At 71.0% G+C, this 25,151-nt stretch carries 23 protein-coding genes; 4 read left to right on the top strand and 19 right to left on the bottom strand.

Annotated features, from left to right (window positions below; all coding sequences use genetic code 11):
• Window positions 1-105 precede the first annotated feature (105 nt).
• The 10 genes from pyrF to HP507_RS10265 all read right to left on the bottom strand — a co-directional run bounded on the left by pyrF (window position 106) and on the right by HP507_RS10265 (window position 11,897).
• On the bottom strand, window positions 106-990 hold the full coding sequence (gene pyrF / locus HP507_RS10310; protein ID WP_271207006.1) for an orotidine-5'-phosphate decarboxylase: 885 nt from the start codon (window positions 988-990) through the stop codon (window positions 106-108).
• An 11-nt stretch (window positions 991-1,001) separates the two neighbouring features.
• Entirely contained in the window at window positions 1,002-4,280 is a 3,279-nt protein-coding gene (gene carB, locus HP507_RS10305) for a carbamoyl-phosphate synthase large subunit (protein ID WP_175351692.1), read from the bottom strand.
• A complete protein-coding gene (carA, locus tag HP507_RS10300) occupies window positions 4,280-5,479 on the bottom strand; it encodes a glutamine-hydrolyzing carbamoyl-phosphate synthase small subunit (RefSeq protein WP_175351691.1) in 1,200 nt (399 codons plus the stop codon). Before carA ends, carB begins: the two co-directional genes overlap by 1 nt.
• The gene (locus HP507_RS10295; RefSeq protein ID WP_175351690.1) at window positions 5,479-6,021 is read right to left on the bottom strand and encodes a PH-like domain-containing protein; all 543 of its coding nucleotides are present in this window, start codon (window positions 6,019-6,021) and stop codon (window positions 5,479-5,481) included. Before HP507_RS10295 ends, carA begins: the two co-directional genes overlap by 1 nt.
• A complete protein-coding gene (locus HP507_RS10290) occupies window positions 6,018-7,376 on the bottom strand; it encodes a dihydroorotase (RefSeq protein ID WP_175351689.1) in 1,359 nt (452 codons plus the stop codon). Before HP507_RS10290 ends, HP507_RS10295 begins: the two co-directional genes overlap by 4 nt.
• On the bottom strand, window positions 7,373-8,356 hold the full coding sequence (locus HP507_RS10285; protein ID WP_175351688.1) for an aspartate carbamoyltransferase catalytic subunit: 984 nt from the start codon (window positions 8,354-8,356) through the stop codon (window positions 7,373-7,375). The genes HP507_RS10290 and HP507_RS10285 overlap by 4 nt, the downstream gene beginning before the upstream one ends.
• Entirely contained in the window at window positions 8,353-9,006 is a 654-nt protein-coding gene (gene pyrR, locus HP507_RS10280) for a bifunctional pyr operon transcriptional regulator/uracil phosphoribosyltransferase PyrR (RefSeq protein ID WP_175351687.1), read from the bottom strand. Before pyrR ends, HP507_RS10285 begins: the two co-directional genes overlap by 4 nt.
• Window positions 9,007-9,030: 24 nt before the next feature.
• Window positions 9,031-9,519 (bottom strand): transcription antitermination factor NusB, encoded by a 489-nt coding sequence (nusB, locus tag HP507_RS10275; RefSeq protein ID WP_175351686.1) that lies wholly within the window; start codon window positions 9,517-9,519, stop codon window positions 9,031-9,033.
• An 11-nt stretch (window positions 9,520-9,530) separates the two neighbouring features.
• On the bottom strand, window positions 9,531-10,094 hold the full coding sequence (gene efp, locus HP507_RS10270; RefSeq protein WP_175351685.1) for an elongation factor P: 564 nt from the start codon (window positions 10,092-10,094) through the stop codon (window positions 9,531-9,533).
• Between the two features lie 111 nt (window positions 10,095-10,205).
• Complete coding sequence (locus HP507_RS10265; protein ID WP_175351684.1) at window positions 10,206-11,897, bottom strand: ABC1 kinase family protein; 1,692 nt, start codon at window positions 11,895-11,897, stop codon at window positions 10,206-10,208.
• Between the two features lie 129 nt (window positions 11,898-12,026).
• Here HP507_RS10265 and HP507_RS10260 point away from each other — a divergent pair, with 129 nt between their 5' ends.
• Both HP507_RS10260 and HP507_RS10255 read left to right on the top strand, forming a co-directional pair.
• Window positions 12,027-12,326: a hypothetical protein gene (locus tag HP507_RS10260; protein ID WP_175351683.1), complete on the top strand. Its 300-nt coding sequence runs from the start codon at window positions 12,027-12,029 to the stop codon at window positions 12,324-12,326.
• A complete protein-coding gene (locus HP507_RS10255) occupies window positions 12,326-12,520 on the top strand; it encodes a hypothetical protein (RefSeq protein ID WP_175351682.1) in 195 nt (64 codons plus the stop codon). Before HP507_RS10260 ends, HP507_RS10255 begins: the two co-directional genes overlap by 1 nt.
• Here the strand turns inward: HP507_RS10255 and aroB are convergent.
• The 9 genes from aroB to HP507_RS10210 form a co-directional block, all read right to left on the bottom strand.
• The gene (aroB, locus tag HP507_RS10250) at window positions 12,517-13,599 is read right to left on the bottom strand and encodes a 3-dehydroquinate synthase (RefSeq protein WP_175351702.1); all 1,083 of its coding nucleotides are present in this window, start codon (window positions 13,597-13,599) and stop codon (window positions 12,517-12,519) included. The two genes, HP507_RS10255 and aroB, sit on opposite strands and share 4 nt — an antisense overlap.
• Window positions 13,600-13,619: 20 nt before the next feature.
• The gene (locus tag HP507_RS10245; RefSeq protein ID WP_271207005.1) at window positions 13,620-14,192 is read right to left on the bottom strand and encodes a shikimate kinase; all 573 of its coding nucleotides are present in this window, start codon (window positions 14,190-14,192) and stop codon (window positions 13,620-13,622) included.
• Window positions 14,189-15,409 carry a chorismate synthase gene (gene aroC / locus HP507_RS10240; protein WP_175351681.1) on the bottom strand — a complete coding sequence of 407 codons (1,221 nt, stop codon included), beginning with the start codon at window positions 15,407-15,409 and terminating at the stop codon, window positions 14,189-14,191. The genes HP507_RS10245 and aroC overlap by 4 nt, the downstream gene beginning before the upstream one ends.
• A 45-nt stretch (window positions 15,410-15,454) precedes the next feature.
• A complete protein-coding gene (gene mltG, locus HP507_RS10235) occupies window positions 15,455-16,993 on the bottom strand; it encodes an endolytic transglycosylase MltG (protein ID WP_254701046.1) in 1,539 nt (512 codons plus the stop codon).
• A 99-nt stretch (window positions 16,994-17,092) separates the two neighbouring features.
• Complete coding sequence (gene ruvX, locus HP507_RS10230; protein WP_175351700.1) at window positions 17,093-17,545, bottom strand: Holliday junction resolvase RuvX; 453 nt, start codon at window positions 17,543-17,545, stop codon at window positions 17,093-17,095.
• Window positions 17,545-20,202, bottom strand: coding sequence for an alanine--tRNA ligase (alaS, locus tag HP507_RS10225; RefSeq protein ID WP_175351680.1), 2,658 nt, complete (start codon window positions 20,200-20,202; stop codon window positions 17,545-17,547). Before alaS ends, ruvX begins: the two co-directional genes overlap by 1 nt.
• Window positions 20,203-20,264: 62 nt before the next feature.
• Window positions 20,265-20,447: a hypothetical protein gene (locus tag HP507_RS10220; RefSeq protein ID WP_175351679.1), complete on the bottom strand. Its 183-nt coding sequence runs from the start codon at window positions 20,445-20,447 to the stop codon at window positions 20,265-20,267.
• Between the two features lie 131 nt (window positions 20,448-20,578).
• Complete coding sequence (gene rpsD / locus HP507_RS10215; protein ID WP_058726527.1) at window positions 20,579-21,208, bottom strand: 30S ribosomal protein S4; 630 nt, start codon at window positions 21,206-21,208, stop codon at window positions 20,579-20,581.
• 233 nt (window positions 21,209-21,441) lie between these two features.
• Window positions 21,442-22,839 carry a replication-associated recombination protein A gene (locus tag HP507_RS10210; RefSeq protein WP_376984296.1) on the bottom strand — a complete coding sequence of 466 codons (1,398 nt, stop codon included), beginning with the start codon at window positions 22,837-22,839 and terminating at the stop codon, window positions 21,442-21,444.
• A 107-nt stretch (window positions 22,840-22,946) separates the two neighbouring features.
• Between HP507_RS10210 and HP507_RS18410 the strand changes: the two genes are divergently transcribed.
• Both HP507_RS18410 and HP507_RS10200 read left to right on the top strand, forming a co-directional pair.
• Window positions 22,947-23,774: a peptidylprolyl isomerase gene (locus HP507_RS18410; RefSeq protein WP_175351678.1), complete on the top strand. Its 828-nt coding sequence runs from the start codon at window positions 22,947-22,949 to the stop codon at window positions 23,772-23,774.
• Window positions 23,775-23,886: 112 nt separating this feature from the next.
• Entirely contained in the window at window positions 23,887-25,119 is a 1,233-nt protein-coding gene (locus HP507_RS10200) for a DUF349 domain-containing protein (RefSeq protein WP_175351677.1), read from the top strand.
• Window positions 25,120-25,151: the final 32 nt, after the last annotated feature.

The raw sequence follows: 25,151 nt of genomic DNA, 5'->3' as shown, positions 1-25,151 counted from the left end.
TCACCGCGGCGCGGGCCCGCCGTGCGGCGACGGCGGCCTGCGCGGCGGCGACGCGGTCGACCTCGGGCGGGTTGCGGTGCGCGGGGAGTTCGTTCCGGTCGGACGTCATGCGGCCGCCCCCAGCGCGGCGTGGATGCGGTCGGCACGGTCGGCGACGAGTGCCGCGACACCGTCGGGGCCGTCGGTGAGCAGCCCACGGGACTCACTGACGAGGACCTGCTCGGCGCGCGCGCCGTACAGCGCGCGGAGGTCCTCGATGCGGGCGCCCTGGGCGCCGAAGCCCGGGGCGAGGACCGGCGACGTGCCGATCGTGTCCGCGTCGATGCCGAAGTCGGCGAGGTCGAGGGTCGCGCCGAGCACGAGCCCGACGTCGCCGAGCGGCTGGTCGCCGCCGGTCCGGTTGTCGTCTGCCACGTCCAAGACGATACCGGCAGCGACGGACCGCCCTGCCCGCGGACCCTCGGCCAGGACCGCGGTCTGCAGCACGCGGGCCTCGGGGTTGCTCGTCGCCGCGAGCACGAACACACCCGCCCCGTTCCGGCGTGCCACGTCGAGCGTGCCCGCCAGCGAACCGTACCCGAGGTACGGCGAGACCGTCATCGCGTCGGCCGCGAACGGCCCGTCACGGTCCAGCCACGCGAGCGCGTAGTCGTCCCCCGTCGACCCGATGTCGCCGCGCTTGACGTCGGCGACGACCAGGAGGCCCGCATCGCGTGCCCGACGGATCGTCGCGTCGAGCGCGCGGTAGCCCGCCACCCCCGCCGCCTCGAAGAACGCGATCTGCGGCTTCACGATCGCGGCGCGGCCTGCGGCCGCGTCGACGAGCGTCGCGCCGAACGCCGTCAGTCCCGCCTCGTCGCGGCCGAGCCCCCACGCCGCCAGGGTGGCGGCGTGGGGGTCGATGCCGACGCAGAGTGCGGAACGCGACCGGATGGCGGACGCGAGCCGGACACCGAACGGCTCCGCGCCTCCCGACTGGATCGTCTCCACGCGACCGTCCGTCACCAGGTCGCGCGCTCGAGCGCGTAGTCCTGCAGGCTGCGCACGCTGAGCGGCGAACCCATCGTCTCGATCGCGGCGACGGCCGCCCCGAGTTCCGCGATCGTCGTGAAGATCGGCTTGTCCGCCGCCACCGTCGCCGCCCGGATCTCGTACCCGTCGGCACGCCCCGCGGCGCCCGACGGGGTGTTCACCACGATGTCGACCTCACCGCGAGCGAGCAGGTCGACGACGCTCTCGCCGCCTTCGCTGTACTTGCCGACCAGCGTGACCTCGATGCCGTTGCGGCGGAGCACCTCGGCGGTGCCCTCGGTCGCGCTGATCGTGAAGCCGAGCTGCTGCAGGCGGTGGATCGGCAGGACGACCTGGCGCTTGTCGGTGTCGGCGACGCTCACGAAGACCGTGCCCGTCGTCGGCAGGCCGCCGTACGCCGCCTCCTGCGACTTGAGGAACGCCCGGGGGAAGTCGCGGTCGATCCCCATGACCTCGCCGGTGGAGCGCATCTCGGGGCTCAGCACCGAGTCGACGACCTGACCGTCGTGCGTGCGGAAGCGGCGGAAGGGCAGCACGGCCTCCTTGACGGCGACCGGTGCCTGCGGGGGCACCGAGGAACCGTCACGCTCCGGCAGCAGTCCCTCGGCGACGAGCGCGTCGATCGAGGTGCCGGTCATGATGCGGGACGCGGCCTTCGCGAGCGGGATGCCGAGCGCCTTCGAGACGAACGGGACCGTGCGGCTGGCGCGCGGGTTGGCCTCCAGCACGTAGAGCACGCCGGCGCCGATCGCGAACTGCACGTTGAGCAGGCCCTGGACGCCGATACCGCGCGCGATCTTCTCGGTCGCGTCGACGACGCCCTGGATCTCGGCGCGGCCGAGGCCGACCGGCGGCAGGGTGCAGGCGGAGTCGCCGGAGTGGATGCCGGCCTCTTCCAGGTGCTCCATGATGCCGCCGATGTACAGCCGCTCGCCGTCGAAGAGCGCGTCGACGTCGATCTCCACGGCGTCGTCGAGGAACCGGTCGACGAGCAGCGGGAGCTCCGGGCCGATGATCGCCTGGTCGGCCATCCGGTCGAAGTAGTCGGCCATCGCGGTGGAGTCGTAGACGATCTCCATCCCGCGACCGCCGAGCACGAAGGACGGACGGACGAGGACGGGGTAGCCGATCTCCTCGGCCACCGCGGTCGCGCTGGCGAGGTCGTGCGCGGTGCCGTTCCGCGGCGCGAGCAGGCCGGCGGCGTCGAGGATCGCGGAGAACTGGCCGCGCTCCTCGGCGGAGTCGATCGCGGACGGGCTCGTCCCGAGGATCGGGATGCCGGCGGCCTCGAGCGGCTTCGCGAGCCCGAGGGCGGTCTGGCCGCCGAGCTGCACGACGACGCCGACGAGTTCGCCGGACGCCGCCTCGGCCTCGATGACCTCGAGGACGTCCTCGGTGGTCAGCGGTTCGAAGTACAGGCGGTCCGACGTGTCGTAGTCGGTGGACACCGTCTCCGGGTTGCAGTTGATCATGATCGTCTCGAACCCGGCGTCGCTCAGCGCGAAGGACGCGTGCACGCAGGAGTAGTCGAACTCGACACCCTGACCGATGCGGTTCGGACCCGAGCCGAGGATGACGACCTTCTTGCGGTCGCTCGGGGCGACCTCGGTCTCGGCGTCGTACGACGAGTAGTGGTACGGCGTGAGCGCCGGGAACTCGCCCGCGCAGGTGTCGACGGTCTTGAACACGGGCCGGATGCCCTGCTCGTGGCGCTGGTCGCGCGCGTCCTGCTCGCTGATCCCGCGCAGGGAGGCGATCTGGGCGTCCGAGAAGCCGTGCTCCTTCGCCCAGCGCAGCGTGTCGGCGTCGAGGGTCTCGGCGTTCCTGACCTCGTCCGCCACCTCGTTGATGAGCACGATCTGGTCGATGAACCACGGGTCGATCTTCGTGGCCTCGAACACCTCGTCCGCGGTGGCACCCGCGACGAGGGCCTGCTGGACCGTGACGATGCGGCCGTCGGTCGGCACCTGCGCCTTCGACAGCAGCACGTCCTTGTCGAGCTCGGCCGCCGGGGTGTCCCAGTGGAACGACGAGCCGCGCTTCTCGAGCGACCGGAGCGACTTCTGCAGCGCCGTGGCGTAGTTGCGGCCGATCGCCATCGCCTCGCCGACGCTCTTCATCGTCGTGGTGAGCGTGGCGTCGGCGGCCGGGAACTTCTCGAACGCGAACCGCGGGGTCTTCACGACGACGTAGTCGAGCGTCGGCTCGAAGCTCGCCGGCGTGACCCGGGTGATGTCGTTCTCGATCTCGTCGAGGCGGTACCCGATCGCGAGCTTCGCGGCGATCTTCGCGATCGGGAAGCCGGTCGCCTTCGAGGCCAGCGCCGACGACCGGGACACGCGGGGGTTCATCTCGATGACGATCAAGCGGCCGTTGGACGGGTCGACGGCGAACTGGATGTTGCAGCCACCGGTGTCGACGCCCACCCGACGGATGATGTCGATCCCGATGTTCCGCATGTTCTGGTACTCGCGGTCGGTCAGCGTCAGCGCGGGCGCCACGGTGATCGAGTCACCCGTGTGGACGCCCACCGGGTCGACGTTCTCGATGGAGCAGATCACGACGGTGTTGTCGTAGTTGTCCCGCATGAGCTCGAGCTCGTACTCCTTCCACCCGAGGATCGACTCCTCGAGCAGGACCTCCGTCGTGGGGCTGGACTGCAGCCCGTCGCCGACGAAGCGGACGAGTTCTTCCTCGTTGTAGGCGAAGCCGGAACCGAGGCCGCCCATGGTGAAGGACGGACGGACGACGAGCGGGTACCCGAGGTCCTGCGCGTACTCCTTCGCCTCTTCCAGGGTGTGGGCGATGTGGCTGCGGGCCACGTCGGCGCCGGACTCGAGGACGAGCTCCTTGAACAGCTGCCGGTCCTCACCGCGCTGGATGGCGTCGACCTTCGCGCCGATGAGCTCGACGCCGTGCTTGGCGAGGATCCCGGCCTTGTCGAGCGAGATCGCCGCGTTGAGCGCCGTCTGGCCGCCCAGGGTCGGCAGGACCGCGTCCGGCCGCTCGATCTTGATGATCTCCTCGAGGGAGGCGTCCGTGATCGGTTCGATGTAGGTCGCGTCGGCGAAGTCCGGGTCGGTCATGATCGTCGCCGGGTTCGGGTTCACGAGGATCACACGGACGCCCTCGGAACGGAGGACGCGGCACGCCTGGGTGCCGGAGTAGTCGAACTCGGCCGCCTGCCCGATGACGATCGGGCCGGAGCCGATGACGAGGACGGAGTTGATGTCTGCGCGCTTGGGCATCAGTTCGCTTCCTTGGTGATGTCTGCTGCGGGGGTCGTGGCGTCGGCGGTGGCCGCGTCGAGCGGCTTCCCGTCACGACGCGCGCGCACCAGGTCCGCGAACCGGTCGAAGAGGTACATGGAGTCGTGCGGACCGGCCGCCGCCTCGGGGTGGTACTGCACGCTGAACGCGGGCACGTCGAGCGCGCGCAGGCCCTCGACGACCTTGTCGTTCAGGGAGTAGTGCGAGACCTCGACCCGGCCGAACCCGGCCGGCGACTCGAGGACCTCGCCCAGGGGAGCGTCGACCGCGAAGCCGTGGTTCTGGCTCGTGATCTCGACCTTGCCGGTGGTGGTGTCGAGCACCGGCTGGTTGATGCCGCGGTGGCCGAACGGCAGCTTGTAGGTGCCGAAGCCGAGGGCGCGGCCGAGCAGCTGGTTGCCGAAGCAGATGCCGAAGAACGGGCGCCCCGTCTTCAGGCTGTCCTGCAGCAGCTCGACCTGGGCGTCGCTCGCCGCCGGGTCCCCGGGGCCGTTCGAGTAGAAGAGCGCGTCCGGTGCGAGCGCTTCGAGTTCGGCTGCGGAGATGTCCTGCGGCACGACGTGCACCTCGAACCCGCGCTCGGAGAGGTAGCGCGTGGTGGACGCCTTGACACCGAGGTCGAGGACGGCCAGCCGGCCGATCTGTTCGCCGACCGCGGGCACCACGTAGGTCTCGGGGGTCGACACGATCGCGGAGAAGCTGGCACCGGCCATCGTTGCCTGCGACCGGACGGCGTCCAACTGCTCCGACTCGGACAGCGCTGCGTCCGCCCCGCTGAACACGCCGCCCTTCATGGCGCCGGCGTCGCGGATCCGGCGGGTGAGCGCACGGGTGTCGATCCCGGAGATGCCCACGATGCCGTCGCGCACGAGGTGCTCGTCGAGCGACGCGTTCGCGCGGTGGTTCGACACGATGCGGCTGGGGTCCCGCACGACGTACCCGGCGACCCAGATGCGGCGGGACTCGGGGTCCTCGTCGTTCACACCCGTGTTGCCGATGTGCGGCGCGGTCTGCACCACGATCTGCCCGGCGTAGGAGGGGTCGGTGAGCGTCTCCTGGTACCCGGTCATGCCGGTCGCGAAGACCACCTCGCCGAGCGTGCGCCCGCGGGCCCCGTAGGCCCAGCCGTCGTACCGGGTGCCGTCCTCGAGGACCAGTACGGCCCGTTCGCGTGTCATCAGTTCGTCCCTTCGCCCGCGGTGTGCGGGTGGTTGTGCTTCGTCGACAGTCCCTGCAGGGCGACGAGTGCTGCTGCATCGCCCTCCGGGAACCGGAAGTAGGTGTCGAGGTCCGTCGCACCTGCGGCGCCGGTCGCCGTCCATCGCAGACGGACCAGTCCCCCGGGCTCGACCACCCGGTCGATGGCCCACGTGGCGCGGTCGGCGCCGCGCACGGCCTCGGCTGCGATCCAGCGATCGGGGGCACCGGCGTGGTGGAGCACCACGCCGGAGTCGTGGACGGTCACCCCGCCGCGGCTGCGAAACCCGAGGCCGCCGGCGGTGATCCGCTCGAGCGGCTGGTCGGCCCGGGTCGTCGCGACGGTGAACCCGTCCCAGGACCCGGCCGCCGGTGACAGGTCGGCCGGGACACTGACTGGAGGCACGGCGTCCGCCTGCTTCCTGGCCCGCGTCCGCCAGGTGCGTGCCATCGCGACGAACAGCAGGACGACGAGGGCGAGGATGATCGCCCCTTCGAGCCAGCGCAGCGCCTCACCGCTCATGCCGTCGCACCGATCCGGCCGGTCCGAGCGTGCGCCGCGACCGTCTCGGCGTCCACGAGCGCGCCGTCGAGCACCGTCGGGGAGCCGTGGTGGAAGGTCGCCACGACCCGTCCGGGGAGCCGCATGCCGAGGTACGGCGAGTTCTGCGACTGCCCGGCGAGGTCGGTGACCGCGAACTCGCGGCTGGCCGACGGGTCGTACAGCGTGATCTCCGCCGGGGCGCCCTCGGCGATCCGCTGCCCGTGGCCCTCGACCTGCCCGATCCGCGCCGGCGCCTCGGACAGCACGCGCGCGACGTCGGCCCAGTCGAGCTGACCGCTCTCGACCACGGCAGCGTGCACGACGCTGAGCGCCGACTCGAGCCCGACCATGCCGTTCGCGGCCGCCGGCCACTCGCAGCACTTCGCCTCGGCGGTGTGCGGAGCGTGGTCGGTCGCGACGATGTCGATCGTGCCGTCGGCGAGGGCGGCGCGGAGCGCCTCGACGTCCTCGCGGGAACGCAGCGGCGGGTTGACCTTGTAGCGCGCGTCGTACCCCGCGGCGCCGTCGAGGCCGGCGATGAGGTCCTCGGTGAGGATGAGGTGGTGCGGGGTGACCTCGGCCGTGACGTCGATGCCGCGGGACTTCGCCCAGCGGATGACCTCCACGCTGCCGGCGGTCGACACGTGGCAGACGTGCAGACGTGCCCCGACGTGGTCGGCGAGGAGGACGTCCCGGGCGATGATCGCCTCTTCCGCGACGGCCGGCCAGCCCGCGAGTCCGAGCTCCGACGACAGTCGGCCCTCGTTCATCTGCGCGCCGATCGTGAGGCGGGGCTCCTGGGCGTGCTGCGCGAGCACCCCGCCGAAGCCCTTGATGTACTCGAGCGCCCGGCGCATGAGGAGCGGGTCGGACACGCACGAACCGTCGTCCGAGAAGACCCGGACCTTCGCGCGGGAGGTCGCCATCGCCCCGATCTCCGACAGGTGGGTGCCCTGCATTCCCTGCGAGACCGCGCCGATCGGGCGGACCGTGACGTACCCGGCGTCGTCCCCGAGCGCCTGGACCTGCTCGACCACGCCGGCGGTGTCGGCGACCGGCGAGGAGTTCGCCATCGCGTTCACGGCGGTGAAGCCGCCGGCGGCCGCGGCCCGCGAGCCGGTGAGCACCGTCTCCGACTCCTCGAAGCCGGGCTCGCGCAGGTGGGTGTGGAGGTCCACGAGACCGGGCAGGGCGAGCAGACCGTCGGCGTCCACGACCGTGGCCCCGGCCGCGTCGAGACCGGACCCGACCGCGGTGACGCGCCGCGCCTCCAGGCGGATGTCGGCAAGCGAGCCGTCGACCAGCTGTGCGCCGCGGATGAGGTGGGCGGTCATGCTACGGACTCCTTCGGTTCGGTGCTGCTGTGCTGCGCCGTGCTCGCTCCGGTCAGTGCCAGGTAGAGGACGGCCATGCGGACGGAGACGCCGTTCTCGACCTGCTCGACGACCGTCGAACGCGGGTCGTCGGCGGCGACACCGGCGATCTCGAGTCCGCGGTTCATGGGACCGGGGTGCATGACCAGTGTGCGCTCCGACAGACGGCCGAAGCGGCTCGCCGTCAGGCCCCAGTGCCGCGTGTACTCGCGCGGGTTCGGGAAGAACGCGTCGTTCATCCGCTCCTGCTGGATGCGGAGGGTCATCACGACGTCCGGGTCCTCGGCCAGCGCGACGTCGAGGTCGTGGTGGACGGCGGCACCGAACGGCGTGCTCGACACCGGCAGCAGGGTGGGCGGTGCGGCGAAGGTGACGCTCGCGCCGAGCGTGCGGAGGAGCCAGGCGTTGCTCCGCGCGACGCGGCTGTGCAGCACGTCGCCGACGATGAGCACGCGGACGCCGTCGAGGCCCTGGCCGCGGCTGCCGGCCCCGTGCAGGCGCCGCCGCATCGTGAACGCGTCGAGCAGGGCCTGGGTCGGGTGCTCGTGCGTGCCGTCACCGGCGTTCACGACGGGCACGTCGATCCAGTCGGCGTCTGCGAGGACCCGCGGGGCGCCGGACGCGCTGTGGCGTATGACGATGCCGTCGATGCCCATCGCGCCGAGGGTCTGCACGGTGTCCTTGAGGGACTCGCCCTTGGAGACGCTCGAGCCCTTCGCCGCGAAGTTGAGGACGTCGGCCGAGAGGCGCTTCGCGGCGGCCTCGAACGAGATGCGCGTGCGGGTCGAGTCCTCGAAGAAGAGGTTCACGACGGTCTTCCCGCGGAGGGCGGGGAGCTTGCGGACCTCGCGCTGGTTGACCTCCGCCATCTCCTCGGCGACGTCGAGGATGTGGATCGCCTCGGCGCGGGACAGGTCGGCGGTGGAGAGGAGGTGCTTCACGCTGCACCGCCCGTCTCGGGCCGGACCTCGCGGTGCGTCTCGCTCTGCTCGATCACGACTTCGTCGGCGCCGTCGGTCTCGGTCAGGCGCAGCGTCACGCGCTCGTCGGAGGCCGTCGGGAGGTTCTTGCCGACGTGGTCCGCCCGGATCGGCAGTTCACGGTGCCCCCGGTCGACGAGGACCGCCAGCCGGACCGCCCGCGGACGACCGATCCCCTGCAGTGCGTCCAGCGCCGCCCGGACCGTGCGGCCGGAGTACAGCACGTCGTCGACGAGCACGACGACCTTGCCGTCGATGCCGCTCGTCGGGATCGTCGTGCGGTGCGGCGCACGGCCGATGCCGTGGCCCAGATCGTCACGGTGCATCGTGACGTCGAGCGTGCCGACGCGGCTGGACGCGCCCGCGGGGTCCGTCCCCGCACGGTCGGCGGCGGGCTCCCACTCGGGTTCGATGTCGGCCAGGATGCGGTCGAGCCGCTCGGCCAGGACGGCGCCCCGCGTCGGGATGCCCAGGAGCACGAGGTCCGAGGCGCCGTGGTTGGCCTCGAGGATCTCGTGCGCGATGCGTGTCAGAGCACGCGTGATGTCGGGGTGCTGCAGGACCGTTCTGGTACCCACGCCGACCTCCTTCCCCGCCTCACCGGACGGCATTAAAGGATGCTGACGTGGTCAACCCTACCGGGACTCCTGGTCCCCTGCGACCGTCCGACCGGACGGTGCGGCGTCGCCGTCGTCGGCCTTCCGACCAGCCGCGCCGCGGCCACCGGCGACGGCACCGAGCACGCCGTTCACGAAGCCCGCGGACTCCTCCGTCGAGAGCGACTGGGCGAGTTCGACGGCCTCCGCGATGGCGACGGCGTCCGGGACCTCGGCGTTGAAGCGCAGCTCCCAGACACCCATGCGCAGGATGCAGCGGTCGAGCACCGGCATGCGGGCGATCGACCAGCCCTGCGCGTGCTCGACGATGATCTCGTCGAGCACCGCACGGTCGTCGTCGACGCCGGTGACGATCTGCCGCGCGTAGTCCCAGCTGGAGGCGCGCTCCGGCTGGTCGAGGTGACGGACGGTCTCCGTGGCGAGGACGTCCGCGATGGGCAGATCGCGGACCTCGGCCACGTACAGCATGTCGAGGGCGCGCTTGCGGGCCTTCGAACGAGCACTCATACGGTCAGCGCCTAGGAGTTGACGCGGCCGAGGAAGCTGCCGTCACGCGTGTCGATCTTCACCGTGGTGCCGCTCTCGAGGTACAGCGGGACCTGGATGCGGTGGCCCGTGGCGATGATGGTCGCGTCCTTGGTGCCGCCCGACGAGCGGTCGCCCTGCAGGCCCGGCTCGGTCTCCACCTCGGTGACGATCGAGGTCGGGAGCTCGACGTAGAGCGGGTTGCCCTCGTTCATGGCGATGGTGACCATCGCGGACTCGAGCAGGTAGTTCTTCGCGTCGCCGACGACGGTCTCCGAGACGGGGATCTGGTCGTAGGTGTCCGTGTCCATGAACACGTACGACTCGCCGTCCTGGTACAGGTACTGGTAGTCGCGGCGGTCGACCGTCGCGGTGTCGATCTTCGCGCCCGCGTTGAAGGTGCGGTCGACGACCTTGCCCGACACGACGTTCTTGAGCTTGGTGCGGACGAACGCGCCACCCTTGCCCGGCTTGACGTGCTGGAACTCGACGACCGACCAGAGCTGCCCGTCGATGATGAGAACGGCGCCGTTCTTGATGTCAGTGGTACTGGCCATGAGTCTTCGATGTCCCGTTCGATCGTGTTGTGAAGGTCTGCGGACCGCGCTGGGTCCCGGACGAGTGTAGCGGACGCTTCCACGCGGGCCCGGCGTCGGCCGCCCCCGCCCTCACTCGTGCTTCCGCGTCCGGAACGCGTCGATCGCCGCCCAGCCGAGCAGCACCACGGCCGCTCCCCCGAGCACCGCGCCCGCGACCCCGGTGGAGATGACCGCGGACGGTCGCGCGGGCGACGCCAGGTACACGATCGACAGGGTGCCCGAGCCGGCACCGAGCACCACCAGGAGCACGCGACGGATGACCCCGTTCAGCGTCTGCCGGTCCCGGCGGTCCGAGAACAGCCGGATGTTCACCGACAGCTTGCCGGTCTCGAGCGCTTCACCGATGCGGTCCACCCGTCTCGGGAGCCGTCTCGCCGCCGACACCGCGCCGAACAGCTCGCGCACCGCCACGTCCCGGAGCTTCCCCGGCCGCAGCTGATCGCGGATCTGCTCCCGCGCCAGGCCACGGGACTCCTCGAGCAGGTCGAACGACGGCGCCAGCGTGCGGAGCGTCCCCTCGAAGATCGCGAGCGCACGAGCGGCTGCGACGAAGTCCGGCGGCGCCTTCAACCGGTACCGTCCGAAGACCTCGACGGCGTCGTCCACCGTGTCCACACCGATCCGCGCGCCCGGGCCGAGCTCGTCCGCCACGAACCGGGCGATGTCGCGACGGAAGTCCGGTTCGTCCTGCGGGTCCCGCACCGGCGCCATCCGCAGCACCGCGTCGGCGATGCGCGAGGTGTCGTCCTGCAGGTAGGCGGCGAGGAGGTCCTGCACGATGTCGCGCAACCCCGGGTCGAGGCGCCCGACCGACCCGAAGTCGATGAGCGCCGGCCGGCCGTCCGGCAGCACGAGGACGTTCCCGGGGTGCAGGTCCGCGTGGTAGACCCCGTCGAACACCACCTGCCGGAGGAACGCACGGAGGATCGCCCGCATCGGCTCGTCCAGGTCACGGTCGGCCCGTGCGAGGCGGATGGCGCTCAGGGTGTCCCCTTCGAGGAACTCCATCACGAGCACACGACGTCCGGAGTGGTCCGGGTAGGGCTCGGGGAAGCGAACCTCGTCCGGCCGGGCGCTCCGGGCCTGCGCCGCACGCAGCGCCGTGAGGTTCCGCAGCTCGGAGGCGAAGTCCACCTGCCGGATCAGGTCGTCCGCGTACTGCTGCGCGACGTCCTGCACACCCACCTGCCGTGCTTCGACCGACCAGCGCGCCATGAACCGGACGACCCGGAGCGCGATGTCGACGTCCCGCCGCACGGCAGAGTCGATCCCCGGACGTTGCACCTTCACGGCGACGCTCGTGCCGTCGGCCAACCGCGCGCGGTGGACCTGCGCGATCGAGGCGGCCGCGACCGGCACCGGGTCGAACGCCGCGAAGACCTCGTCCACCGGGGCGCCGAGCTCTCGTTCGAGCAGCGCGGCGACCTCGTCCGCGGGGGCCGGGGTGACGCTGCGCTGCAGGTGCGCGAGTCCCTCCGTCCACTCCTCGGGCAGGAGGTCGTCCCGCGTGGAGAGCAGCTGGCCCATCTTCACGAAGCCGCCGCCGGCCTCCTCGAGGGCGCGGCGCAGGTGCTCGGCCTGGGTGCGGCGCAGGTCCGAGGTCGCGGGGTCGTTCGAGAAGTCCAGGCGGCGGAACGGGACGAGGCCGTGCCGGCGCGCGATCGAGAGCAGTTCGGTGAAGCGGCGGCCGCGGGACCGGAGGGTCCCGGCGTCGGCGTCCTTCGGCGTGGACAGGTCGCTCAAGCGGGGCGGGTTGGGCACGGTACCAGTCTGCTCCCCTGCCCTGCGGGCGCGCGGTGTCGGTCCTCCACAGCCTGGAGGCACGGCTCGCCCTCCACAGATCGGCTCGCCGGCGCGCCCGACCGGGGTCCACCCCGTCAGACTGGCGTCATGGAGACAGCACTCGTCGGAGCAGTCATCGCCGCGGGCGCGGCGATCGTGGCCGCAGTCGTGAGCTGGTTCGGCGCGTTCCAGTCGCGTCGTGCGGCAGACCGCGACCACGCCTGGCGGCGGCTCACCTGGGCGATCCGCCGCACCGAGACCCAATCGGAGTACGACATTTCCAGAACTGTGCTCGAACGCCTCACGACCGTACGGTGGGCCCCGAAACCAGACCAGACCCTCGCACGACGCGCACTGCGGCGACACCAGTACGAACCCGTCTGCGATCGAGAGCCGGAGGCCGACTGATGCCGATCTTCCGACCGCTGCCGGACGCACCGCAGTTCAACATCGACGGGACCGACGAAGACGACGCGGTCCTCGACGCCTGGCTGGAGGGCGCGACCCTCGCAGAGTGGTACGAGTCCCAGCGCACCGGCATCGTCACCCTGTCGATGCGCGTCAAGTGGTGGTGGCGCCGGACCCGCCGGGTGCTCCGCTAGACCCCGACCTCCTGGTACGCGGTGAACAGCAGGTGGTCCTCAGGCCCCTCGAGCGTCACCGGCTTGCCGACGCCGTCGAGGATGATGAACCGCAGCATGCCGGCACGGGCCTTCTTGTCGCGGCGCATCGTGGCGAGGAGCCCTTCCCAGCGGCCGATGCCGTACGTCGTCGGCAGTTCGAGGGACTCCAGGATCGCCCGGTGACGGTCGACCGTGGCGTCGTCGAGGTGCCCGGTGAGGCGCGCCAGCTCGGCCGCGAACACCATGCCCACCGAGACGGCCGCTCCGTGCCGCCACTGGTACCGCTCGGCGTGCTCGATCGCGTGTCCGAGCGTGTGCCCGTAGTTGAGGATCTCGCGGCGACCCTGCTCGGTGAAGTCGTCGGACACGACCTGGGCCTTCAGCTCGATCGCGAGCTCCACGACGCGGCGGAACTCCGGGGTGGAGGGGTCCGTGACGCGGTCGACGTCTGCCTCGACGATGTCGAGGATCTCCGGCACGGCGATGAACCCGGCCTTCACGATCTCCGCGAACCCGGTGAGGATCTCGTTGCGCGGCAGCGTGCGGACGAGGTCGAGGTCCGCGACGACCGCGCGCGGGGCATAGAAGGCCCCGACGAGGTTCTTGCCCTCGTTCGTGTTGATGCCGGTCTTGCCGCCGACGCTCGCGTCGACCATGCCGAGGACGCTCGTGGGGATCGCCACGTACGGCACGCCTCGCAACCACGTCGCGGCGACGAACCCGGCGAGGTCGGTGACCGCACCCCCGCCGAGGCCGATGACGGCATCGGTGCGGGTGAAGTCCGACTGGCCCATGATCTGCCAGCAGAACGCGGCGACCTCGACGCGCTTGGCGCCCTCGGCGTCGGGGACCTCGGCGATCAGCGCCTCGAGTCCGGAGTCGACGAGGAGGTCGCGCAGGTCGTTCGCCCGCGCGCCGAGCGTCGGGGCGTGCACGATGAGGACCTTGGCGACGCGGGGTCCGAGCAGCGCCGGGACCGACCCGAGCAGCCCGTTCCCGACGGCCACGACGTAGCCGTCGTCCCCGCCGACGCGGATCTCGGTGGTGCCCTCCGGCAGGACGGACTCGGTCGACTCGGTCACGCTGTTCCCTCGTTCTCGGTGCTGGTGTCCCCGCCCGCTCGCAGCCACGCCACGACGTCGTCCACGACGTGCGACATCGGCCGGCGGGAGGTGTCGAACACGGCGTGCGCGAGCTCGGCGTAGGTCGCCGCGCGCTCGTCCATGATGGTCTGCCACGCGTCGATGCCGCCGTTCGCGAGCAGCGGTCGGTCGCTGCCGGCGATCCGGTCCGCGACGGCCTCGGGCGAGACGGTGAGCAGGACGATGCTCGCCCCGGCCATGGCCTCTCTCGTGGACGCGTGCGTGACGGCACCGCCGCCGACGGCGATCACGCCGCCGGTCGCCATCGCGGTCCGGACGGCCGCGGCCTCGAGCTCGCGGAACTCCGGCTCGCCGCGGTCCGCGAAGATGCCCGGGATCGGCCCGTGCTCGCGCACGATGGCCCGGTCGGTGTCCGTGAACGGCACGCCGAGGGCCTTCGCGACGCGTTTGCCGACGCTCGACTTCCCGGCCCCCATCGGCCCGATGATCACCACCGGCGCGTGCTGCTCCACCGGCTCGGTGCTCACGCCCGGTGCGCGGGTGCTCACCAGGCGGTGGAGTGCTCGGCGGCCTCGGTGCGACGGGAGCGCAGCGTCTCCGGGATCGACGCCAGGTACGCGTCGAGGTTCCGCTTCGTCTCGACGACGTTGTCGCCGCCGAACTTCTCGAGCACCGCGTCCGCGAGGACGAGCGCGACCATGGCCTCGGCCACAACGCCCGCGGCCGGGACGGCGCAGACGTCGGAGCGCTGGTGGTGCGCCGACGCTTCTTCACCGGTGGCGACGTCGATGGTGTGCAGCGCGTGCGGGACCGTCGCGATCGGCTTCATGCCGGCGCGGACGCGCAGCACGGTGCCGGTGGACATGCCGCCCTCGGTGCCGCCGGCGCGGTCGGTCGTGCGGACGATCTCGCCGGCCTCGCGGAAGAGCTCGTCGTGCGCCTCGGACCCGCGGCGTGCGGCGGTCGCGAAGCCGTCGCCGACCTCGACGCCCTTGATCGCCTGGATGCCCATGATCGCGGCGGCGAGGCGGGCGTCGAGACGGCGGTCCCACTGCACGTGCGAACCGAGTCCGGGCGGGACGCCGTAGAACAGGACCTCGACGACGCCGCCGAGGGTGTCGCCGTCCTTCTTCGCGGCTTCGACCTCGGTCACCATGCGCGCGGACGTCTCTGTGTCGAAGCAGCGCAGCTGGTCGTCGTCGAGGCGGTCGACGTCGTCGGGCAGGGGCAGCGCGGTGCCGTCGGGAACGCGGACCGTGCCGACCTGCAGCGTGTGCGCCACCGAACGGATGCCGAGTTCGGCGAGGAACGACTTCGCGACGGCTCCGAGGGCCACGCGGGCCGCGGTCTCACGGGCCGATGCACGCTCGAGGATCGGACGGGCCTCGTCGAAGCCGTACTTCTGCATGCCGACCAGGTCGGCGTGGCCCGGACGCGGCCGGGTGAGGGGCGCGCTGCGACCGCGGGAGATCTCGGTCTGCTCGACGGGTTCGGGGTTCATGACCTCGACCCACTTCGGCCACTCGGTGTTGCCGATCCGGATCGCGATCGGGCTGCCGAGGGAGTACCCGTGGCGGACACCACCGGAGACGTGCAGCTCGTCCTGCTCGAACTTCATGCGGGAGCCGCGGCCGTAGCCGAGCTTGCGACGCGCGAGATCGGTACGGATGGACTCGAACGACACCGGGACACCCGCGGGCAGACCCTCGAGCATCGCGATCAGTTCGGGTCCGTGGGACTCACCAGCAGTCAACCAACGAAGCATGGTGCCCATCTTCCCACAGCGACGGACCCGTGCGACGCCGGTCGTCTACTGGTAGTCGGGGTGTGCGCGGAGCCAGGCCTGGAACTGCTTCACGGCGGCGAGGTGCTGGTCGTACGTGTCCGAGAACACCGTCTCGCCGGTCTCGAGGTTCACGGTCACGAAGTACAGCCAGTTGCCCGAGGCCTCGTGCGTGACGGCTTGGATCGCCACGTCGCCGGGGTTCGAGATCGGTGCCGGCGGGAGTCCGTCGTGCACGTAGGTGTTGTACCTGTTCGAGGCGTCGGCACGCTCGGCGTCCGTCGTCGTCACCGTGTGGGTGTTCCCCGTCCCGTAGGCCACGGTGGCGTCGGACTGCAGCTTCATGCCCTTGTCGAGACGGTTCTGGAAGACCCGCGCGACCTTCGGGTAGTCGGCCGCGAGTCCGGCTTCCTTCTGCACGAGCGACGCGAAGACGATCACGTGCTCCTGGTCGGCCTCGGCGACACCGGCGGCGGCGAGGTGCTCCTTCATCGTGTCGACCATCGACTTGAAGTACTGCGTCGCCGTCCAGCCCGGGTTGATCGGGTACGTCGCCGGGAACAGCCACCCCTCGAGCGTCGTGACGTTCGAGGGCAGTCCGTAGGCGGACAGGTCCTTCGCCGCCGCCGACACCTCGGACTCGGACAGCCCGGCCTTCGAGACCATGCCGGCCTCGATGTCCTTGAGCGCGGTGCCCTCCGGGATCACGATGGACGCCTGCACGCGGTTGTCCTTGTCCTGCAGCGCTGCGAGGGCGGACTTCGAACTCATCTTCTTCTTGAGCGAGTACGAACCCGGCTGGAACTGGACGTCCGGTGAGGCGAGCAGGAGCTTGTAGAACACCTTCGAGTCCTTGACCACACCACTGCGCTGCAGGGTCTTCGCGACGTCCTCGCCGATGTCGCCCTGCTTGATGGTGATGGTCACCTTGCTCGTGCCACCGCCCGTGTAGTCGTCGGGCTCCTTCGAGCCGCTGATCGCCGAGACGAGCTGCTGCACCTTCGGAGCGGCGAACGCGTAGGCCGACACGCCGCCCCCGAGCACCACGGCGACGATGACGATGCCCGCGATCAGCGGGCCGCGACGCCGCTTCCCGCGCGGTTCCCGCGGTTCGCGGGGCGCCCTGGAGGCTCCCCCGCGTCCGCCGCGACCGCCGCGGCCGTCGTCTCCCGCGCCTCCAGAGCGGTGGTCGCCCTGGTCGAGACGGCTCTCGTCGGGCGCCGCGGGGCGCGCCGCGCCGAGCGCTCCGGCACGCGCGTCGTCGTCGACGCGCACCTCGCCCGTCAGCAGGGCGTGCACCTCGGGGTGCAGCTCGTCCCGTGTCGACGCGACGGACGTGTCGCCCGCGGCCACGGAGTCCTTCGCGGACGCCTCGCGGGCACGTGCAGCTTCCGCCTCGCGCGCCTCGCGCCGGGACATCGGGCGTCCGGCGACGTGCTGGGTGCCGGACGCGTCGACCGCTCCGCCGCGTTCATCGGGGGTGGCCGCGCGGTCGGAAGTCGTCTTCCGCCGCTCGGCGTCGTTGCCGGGCGCGATGATCGCGTTCCAGTCCAGGTCGTCTGCCAACGGTCCTCGGTCTCTCGGTCGGGAACTCCGCCTGGGCTACGGTGCTGGGCGACGGTGTGGCAGCCGCGATCAGGCGAGCACAGCTTGGTACGTGCACTGTCAGGGGAGCGTGGCCCCCGGTGGGGCGCCGGACGCACGCTCGTGGTCGAGCGCGTGTTGCAGAATGATAACAGCGGCCGCTTGGTCGATCACGGCGCGGGACTTCTTCGTGTTCTTCCCCGCCTGGTGCAGCCCGCGTTGCGCGGTGACCGTCGAGAGTCGTTCGTCGACGAGCCGCACCGGCCGGTGCTCGGCGAGCCGGACCGCGAACGCGCGGGCGTCAGCCGTCGACGGGGTGTCCCCGCCGGACATCGACAGGGGCAGCCCGACGACGATCTCCAGCACGTCGTACTCGTCCGCGACCTCGAGGATCCGCCGGACGTCGGAGTCGTCGTCGCGGGCGACGGTCTCGACCGGCGTCGCGAGGAGTCCGTCGCGGTCGCACACGGCGACCCCGATCCGGGCTCGACCGACGTCGATGCCGAGCCGTCGCCCGGATCGGACGGCCACGATCAGGCCGCGAGCCGGTCGGTCACCGCACGGAGCGCAGCCGGCAGCGCCGACGCGTCGGTGCCACCACCCTGCGCGAGGTCCGGCTTGCCGCCGCCACCACCGCCGAGCACCCCGGCCGCTTCCTTCGCGAGCGGTCCCGCCTGGACGCCGGCGGCGCGCGCCGCGTCGTTCGTCGCGACGATGACGACGGGCTTGTCGTTGATCACGGCGCCGAGCACCACGACGGCCGCGCCGTCGCCGAGCTGGCCGCGGACACCGGTCGCGAGGGCGCGGAGGTCGTCCCCGGACTGCAGGCCCGGAACGGATTCGGCCACCACGGTCGTCGTACCGACGGTCGTCGCCTGGCGGGCGATCGACGGGACGCGCTGCTGCAGGTTCGCGGACTCGAACTCGGCGATCCGCTTCTGTGCGGTCCGCAGGTCCTCCATGAGGGACTGCACGCGGGTCGGCAGGTCCTCGCGAGGAGCCTTGAGCGCGCTCGACAGCTGCGACACGATGGTCCGCTCGACGGCGAGGTCCCGGAAGCCCTCGAGCCCGACGAGCGCCTCGACGCGACGGTTCGTCGAGCCGACGCTCGACTCCCCCACGAGGTTGACGAGACCGACCTGCGCGCTGGACGCGACGTGCGTGCCACCGCAGAGCTCGCGGGACCACGGGCCGCCGATGTCGACCATGCGGACCTCGGAGCCGTACTTCTCGCCGAAGAGCGCCTGCGCACCGAGGGACTTCGCCTCGTCGAGCGGGAGCACCCGGGTCGAGACCTCGAGGTCGGAGCGGATCGCGGTGTTGACGACCTCCTCGATCTCGGAGCGCGTCTCGGTCGACACCGGCTGCGACCAGGAGAAGTCGAGGCGCATGTAGCCGGACTTGTTGTACGAGCCGGCCTGGAGCGCTTCCGGCCCGAGGATGTCCCGCAGCGCGGCGTTCACGAGGTGCGTCGCCGAGTGCGCCTGGGTCGCCCCGCGGCGGTACTCGGCGTCCACGACGGTCGTTGCCGGCGCGCCGACCCCGACCTCGCCCGAGCGGACCTGGACGGTGTGGCTCCACAGGCCCGCGACGGGGCGCTGCACGTCGAGCACCTCGAGGTCGAAGCCGTTGCCCACGATCGAGCCCTGGTCGGCGTCCTGGCCGCCGGACTCCGCATACAGCGAGGTCTCGCCGAGGATGACCTCCGCGATGTCGCCCGTGACCGCACGGTCGACGCTGACGCCGTCCACGATGATGCCGAGGACGTTCGTCTCGGCCTCGAGCGCGTCGTAGCCGAGGAAGACGGTCTCGCCCTTCGCGCGGAACGCGCTGTAGACGCTGAGGTCGGCCAGTGCCGTCTTCTTGCTCTTCGCGTCCGCCTTCGCCCGCGCACGCTGTTCGGACATGAGGGTCTCGAAGGCGGAGCGGTCGACCTGGACGCCGGCCTCTTCCGCCATCTCCATCGTGAGGTCGATCGGGAACCCGAAGGTGTCGTGCAGGAGGAACGCCGTGTCGCCGCCGATCGAGGGAACGCCGTCCTGCTTCGCGCGCTCCACCGCGACGTCGAGGATGGTCGTGCCCTGCGCGAGCGTGCGGAGGAAGGTCTCCTCTTCCGCGTACGCGATGCGCGAGATGCGGTCGTAGTCGGAGGCGACTTCGGGGTAGGCGTCGCGCATGGCGTCGCGCGACTGCGGGAAGAGCTGCGGGAACGTCGCTCCCTCGACACCGAGGAGCCGCATCGCCCGCACCGTGCGTCGGAGCAGACGACGGAGGATGTACCCGCGCCCCTCGTTCGACGGGGTGACGCCGTCGGCGATGAGCATGAGGGCCGACCGGACGTGGTCCGCGATCACGCGCATGCGGACGTCGTCCTCGTGCACGGCCCCGTACCGACGGCCGGAGATCTCGGCCGCCTTGTCGAGGACCGGACGCACCTGGTCGATCTCGTACATGTTGTCGACGCCCTGCTTGATGAAGGCGACGCGCTCGAGCCCCATGCCGGTGTCGATGTTCTTGTTCGGCAGCTCCCCGGTGATCTCGAAGTCGTACTTCGAGCGCACGTCGGCGATCTGGTACTGCATGAACACGAGGTTCCAGATCTCGACGTAGCGGTCGTCGTCCGTCGCGGGTCCGCCGTCGATGCCGTACTCGGGACCGCGGTCGAAGAAGATCTCCGAGCAGGGACCCGCCGGCCCCGGCTGGCCGGTCGACCAGTAGTTGGTGTCCTTCCCGAGCCGCTGGATGCGTTCCTCGGGCAGGGACGAGTGCTGCTTCCAGAACGCGATCGCCTCGTCGTCGTCCTCGTACACGGTGACCCAGAGGTCGTCGGCTGCGAAGCCGAGGCCGCCGTCGGACTCCGGCGTCGTCAGGAAGTCCCAGGCGTACTGGATCGCCTGCTCCTTGAAGTAGTCGCCGAACGAGAAGTTGCCGTTCATCTGGAAGAACGTGCCGTGCCGAGGGGTCTTGCCGACCTCTTCGATGTCGTTCGTCCGGATGCACTTCTGCACGCTCGTCGCGCGGGGGTACGGCGCGGGGATGAGCCCGGTCAGGTACGGGATGAACGGCACCATGCCGGCGACCGTGAACAGGAGCGAGGGGTCGTCCGAGACGAGCGAGGCGGACGGGACGACGGTGTGGCCGCGGTCACCGAAGAACTGGAGCCAACGGCGGCGGATCTCTGCGGTCTGCATGGTGCTTCCTGATTCAGGTTCGGCTGATGGTTGCGTCGGCACGGTCGGTGTCGACGACGACGTCAGACGTCGGTGCGGAGCTCGGCCTCGCGGGAGCGGTAACCGTCGGCGACGGCACCGGCGAAGGCCTTCGTGCGGGCGTTCACGTCGGCGAAGAACCGCGCACCACCGGGGGTGTTCGCGACCTTGTGCGCGACGGCGAACCCGATGACGACGCCGACGGCGACGAAGAACAGCTGCTTCACGGTGCCTCTCCCTTGCGATGCACGCGAGCGGTGCGTGCCCAGACGATCCTACCGGCGGCATCGGCGGGGAACACCGAACGGCGGGCCGCCCTGTGGAGAGGACGACCCGCCGTTCGGGTGCGATCAGTGGATCAGCGAGCTGCGTAGTACTCGACGACGAGCTGCACTTCACAGGTCACGGGGACCTCGGCGCGCTTCGGACGACGGACCAGGCGGGCCTGGAGCTTGTCGATCTCGACCTCGAGGTAGCCCGGGACCTTCGGCAGGACTTCCTGGTGCCCACCGGCGGCGGCGACCTGGAACGGCTCGAGGGACTCGGAGCGCTGCTTCACGTGGATGAGCTGGCCCTCCTTCACGCGGAAGGACGGACGGTCGACGAGCTTGCCGTCGACGAGGATGTGACGGTGCACGATCAGCTGACGGGCCTGCGCGGTCGTGCGGGCGAAGCCGGCACGGAGCACGAGGGCGTCGAGACGCTGCTCGAGGAGCTCGACCAGGTTCTCACCGGTCAGGCCCTTCGTCTTGCGGGCCTCTTCGAAGACGATGCGGAGCTGCTTCTCGCGGATGCCGTACTGGGCGCGCAGACGCTGCTTCTCACGGAGGCGGACGGCGTAGTCGCTGTCCGCACGACGGCGGGTGCGGCCGTGCTCACCGGGGCCGTAGGGGCGCTTCTCGAGGTAGCGGGCCGCCTTCGGCGTCAGCGGGATGCCGAGCGCGCGCGACAGGCGGGTCTTGCTGCGGGTGCGTGACTTGGTAGACACAGGGTCCTTTTCTCTGTCTGAACTGAATGACTCGTCGGGGGCGGGCACGCGAGTGCTCGTGGTCCCGACGACGGGATCCAGAGGGATGAGCCTGTGGGATCGGACGGCTACAGTCCGAACCTCTGTCCCCGTACCACTGCTGTGGCACTCTGTCCTCGACGCAGCCGCACGCGAGGACCAGGACGTAGGCCCGTCAACGATAGCAGCATCCGGACCCGGGGTGAAGCACGTCCCTACTCGCCGCGCGTGATCTTCCGGAGCCGTTCGAGTCGCGGGCCGACCTCGCGCTCGTACCCGTTCGTGGTGGGCGTGTAGTACTCGGTGCCCTCGAGCGCGTCCGGGAGGTACTGCTGCTCGGCGACCCCGTGCTCGGCGTCGTGCGAGTAGACGTACCCCTTGCCGTGCCCGAGCCGCTTCGCGCCGGGGTAGTGCGCGTCGCGGAGGTGCATCGGGACGACCCCGAGGCGACCGGCCTTGACGTCGGCGATCGCGGCGTTCACACCGTTGTAGGCGGCATTCGACTTCGGGGCGGTCGCCAGGTACACCACGGCTTCGGCGAGCGGGATCCGGCCCTCGGGCATGCCGATGAGCTGGACGGCCTGCGCCGCGGCGACGGCGATCGGGAGCGCCTGCGGGTCGGCCATGCCGATGTCCTCCGACGCGGAGATGATGATCCGACGGGCGATGAACCGCGGGTCCTCGCCGGCTTCGATCATGCGTGCCAGGTAGTGGAGTGCCGCGTCGACGTCACTCCCCCGCACCGACTTGATGAACGCGCTGATGACGTCGTAGTGCTCGTCGCCCTGCCGGTCGTACCGCAGGAGTGCGCGGTCCACCGCTGCCGCGACGGTGTCCGCGTCGACGATCGGGACCGCGGGCACGCCGTCGAGCGCGGCGTCGTCGTCCGTGTCGTCCTGCGCGGCGATCGCGGACGACGCGGCTGCCTCGAGCGCGGTGAGTGCGCGTCGGGCGTCGCCGGAGGAGAGCCGCACGATCGCGCTCCGTGCTTCGTCCCCGAGGACGACGGAGCCGCCGAGGCCGCGCGGGTCCTCCACCGCGCGGTCGACGAGCATGCCGAGGTCTTCGTCGGTGAGCGGCTTGAGGGTGAGCAGGAGGGACCGGGACAGCAGCGGCGAGATGACCGAGAAGGACGGGTTCTCGGTGGTCGCCGCGATGAGGATGACCCAGCCGTTCTCGACCCCCGGCAGGAGTGCGTCCTGCTGCGCCTTGCTGAAGCGGTGGATCTCGTCGAGGAACAGCACCGTCGTGGAGCCGTAGAGGTCGCGGTGCGTGAGGGCCTTCTCCATGACCTCGCGCACGTCCTTCACGCCGGCGGTCACGGCCGAGAGTTCGACGAACTCGCGCCCGGACTGCCGGGCGATCGCCTGCGCCAGGGTCGTCTTGCCGGTGCCGGGGGGACCCCAGAGGATCACGGAGACGCCACCCGGGTTCTCCCGCGTGCCGGTCGCGAGCTGCACGAGCGGGCTGCCGCGGCCCAGCAGGTGCTGCTGGCCGGCGACCTCGTCGAGGCTGGTGGGGCGCATCCGGACCGCGAGCGGGACGGAGCCCTGCGCGAGCCCGGCGTGACCGCCCGTGGTGGGCGCACGCATGCCCGAACGGTCCGCTGCCATGGCTCCAATCGTAGGCCGCCCCACTGACAGGGCCGTGCCTCCCGACCGTCGACCGTGGTGTCTCTAGTACGCTCGTCGCACACTCGACGAGAGGTACGACCAGCACCGTGGCACCGAAGAACCAGGCGCGTGACAACCGCGAGGCGCGGGAGCGCCTCCGTCTCTACCAGGCGCGGCAGGGCCTCCACGACCGGCAGCGTCGCCGTCGCCTGCGGGACAACCTCGTCGGGGCCGGGGTGCTCGTCCTCGTCGCCGCGCTCGCGACCGGGTCGCAGCTCGCGTTCGCCGGCTCGCAGGACTCCGGGAAGAAAGCCGACGCGAGTGCCAGCGCGAGTGCCAGCGCGACCGCCACTCCGACCCCGTCGGCCAGCGCCACCGCCTCGAACACCGGGGACGTGCCCAGCAAGTCGATCGCGAAGGACTCCACCTGGACCGGCTCGCTGACCCTCAACAAGGACGTGAAGCTCGGCATCGAGCTCGACGGGAAGAAGGCGCCGCAGGCGGCGAGCGTCGAGATCAAGCTCATCCAGGAGCAGTTCTACAACGGCACCACCTGCCACCGGCTCGCCGACAGCGACGGGTTCGAGTTCCTGCAGTGCGGCTCCGCGAACGGCGACGGCACGGGTGACGCCGGGTTCCAGTACGGCCCGCTCGAGAACGTGCCGAGCGACGGCAAGTACGAGACGGGCACGATCGCGATCGCGCGCGGCACCTCCGCGTACTCGCAGACCACGCAGTTCTTCATCGTCTACGGCGACACCACGCTCGACGGCTCGACCGGCGGGTACACCGTCGTCGGGAAGGTCACGAGCGGCCTCGACGAACTCGAGTCGAAGATCACGTCGAAGGGCATCTCGTCAGCGGGTAGCGACGGCACCGGCGAGCCGAAGGTGACGACGAAGATCACCGGCGCGACGATCAAGCAGGAGAAGTAGTCCACAGGCGCGCCGTCCGGCGGGTCGCGGAGGCCGTCCGTGCAATAGGCTGACGACCTGACCGTGCCGACGGCGACGTCGGTGATGCACGACCACGATCGAGGCGAGACCTGTGGGACCTGACGAAGCAACGACCTGGGGGCGGGTCGACGAGAACGGGACGGTGTACGTCCGGTACGAGGACACCGAGAAAGCCGTCGGTGAGTACCCGGACGCGACGCCCGACGAAGCCCTCGCCTACTTCGCGCGGAAGTACGCCGACCTCGAGGGACAGGTGAAGATCGCCGAGCAGCGCGTCCAGCGCGGCGCGTCGGCGAACGACGTCGCCCGGACGGTGGAACACCTGCGGGCCCAGGTGGCCGAGGCCCGCGTCGTCGGTGACCTCAAGGCGCTGGAGACCCGTGTCGGCGCCCTGTCCGAGCAGCTCGGCTCGCTGACCAAGGAGCAGGCGGAGCAGGCGCAGCAGGCACTCGCGGACGCGCTCGCGCACCGCACCGCGCTGGTCGAGGAAGCCGAGGCGCTGGCCGCCGTCGACCCCGCGCGGGCGCAGTGGAAGCAGGTGACCGCGCAGCTCGACGACGTGTTCGCGCGCTGGCAGCAGCACCAGCACGACGGTCCCCGGATCCCCAAGAACGAGGCCAACGAGCTCTGGAAGCGCTTCCGTGCAGCCCGTTCGACCGTCGACCAGCACCGTCGTGCGTTCTACTCCGAGCTGGACGCCCAGCACCGCGAAGCACGCAACCGCAAGCAGGAGCTCGTCCAGCAGGCCGAGGCGCTCGCGCCCCGCGGCTCGGACGCCATCCCCACGTACCGCGAGCTGCTCGACGACTGGAAGCAGGCGGGTCGTGCCGGCAAGCGCCACGACGACGCGCTCTGGGCGCGGTTCAAGGCCGCCGGTGACGTCCTGTTCGAGCAGCGCCACGCCGAGGCCGCTGCCGAGAACGAGGAGTACTCCGAGAACCTCGTCGCGAAGCAGGCTCTGCTGACCGAGGCCGAGCCGCTCCTCAAGGAGACCGACCGGACCGTGGCTCGCCGGACCCTGACGGGCATCCAGCGCCGCTGGGACGAGATCGGCAAGGTGCCCCGCGGCGACGTCCGTCGCATCGAGGACCGTCTGCGCGCGGTGGAGGACCACGTGCGCAGCCTCGAGGACGAGCACTGGAAGGCGTCCGACCCCGAGCGCAAGGCCCGTCAGACCGGCCTCGCCAACCAGCTCGAGGATGCCATCGGCAAGCTCGAGGCCGAGCTCGCCGAGGCCCAGGCCTCGGGGAACGCCCGCAAGATCAAGGAGGCGCAGGAAGCGCTCGACGCTCGCAAGATCTGGCTCGACGCCCTGGGCGGCTGACCAGCGGCACCGCGTCCGAAGCCCCCGTGACC

The sequence above is a fragment of the Curtobacterium pusillum genome (assembly GCF_013359865.1).
In the GTDB taxonomy this organism is placed as follows: Bacteria; Actinomycetota; Actinomycetes; order Actinomycetales; family Microbacteriaceae; genus Curtobacterium; species Curtobacterium pusillum.
Note: the sequence above shows the minus strand (reverse complement) of the source record. Positions and strands in the feature narration are given on the sequence as shown.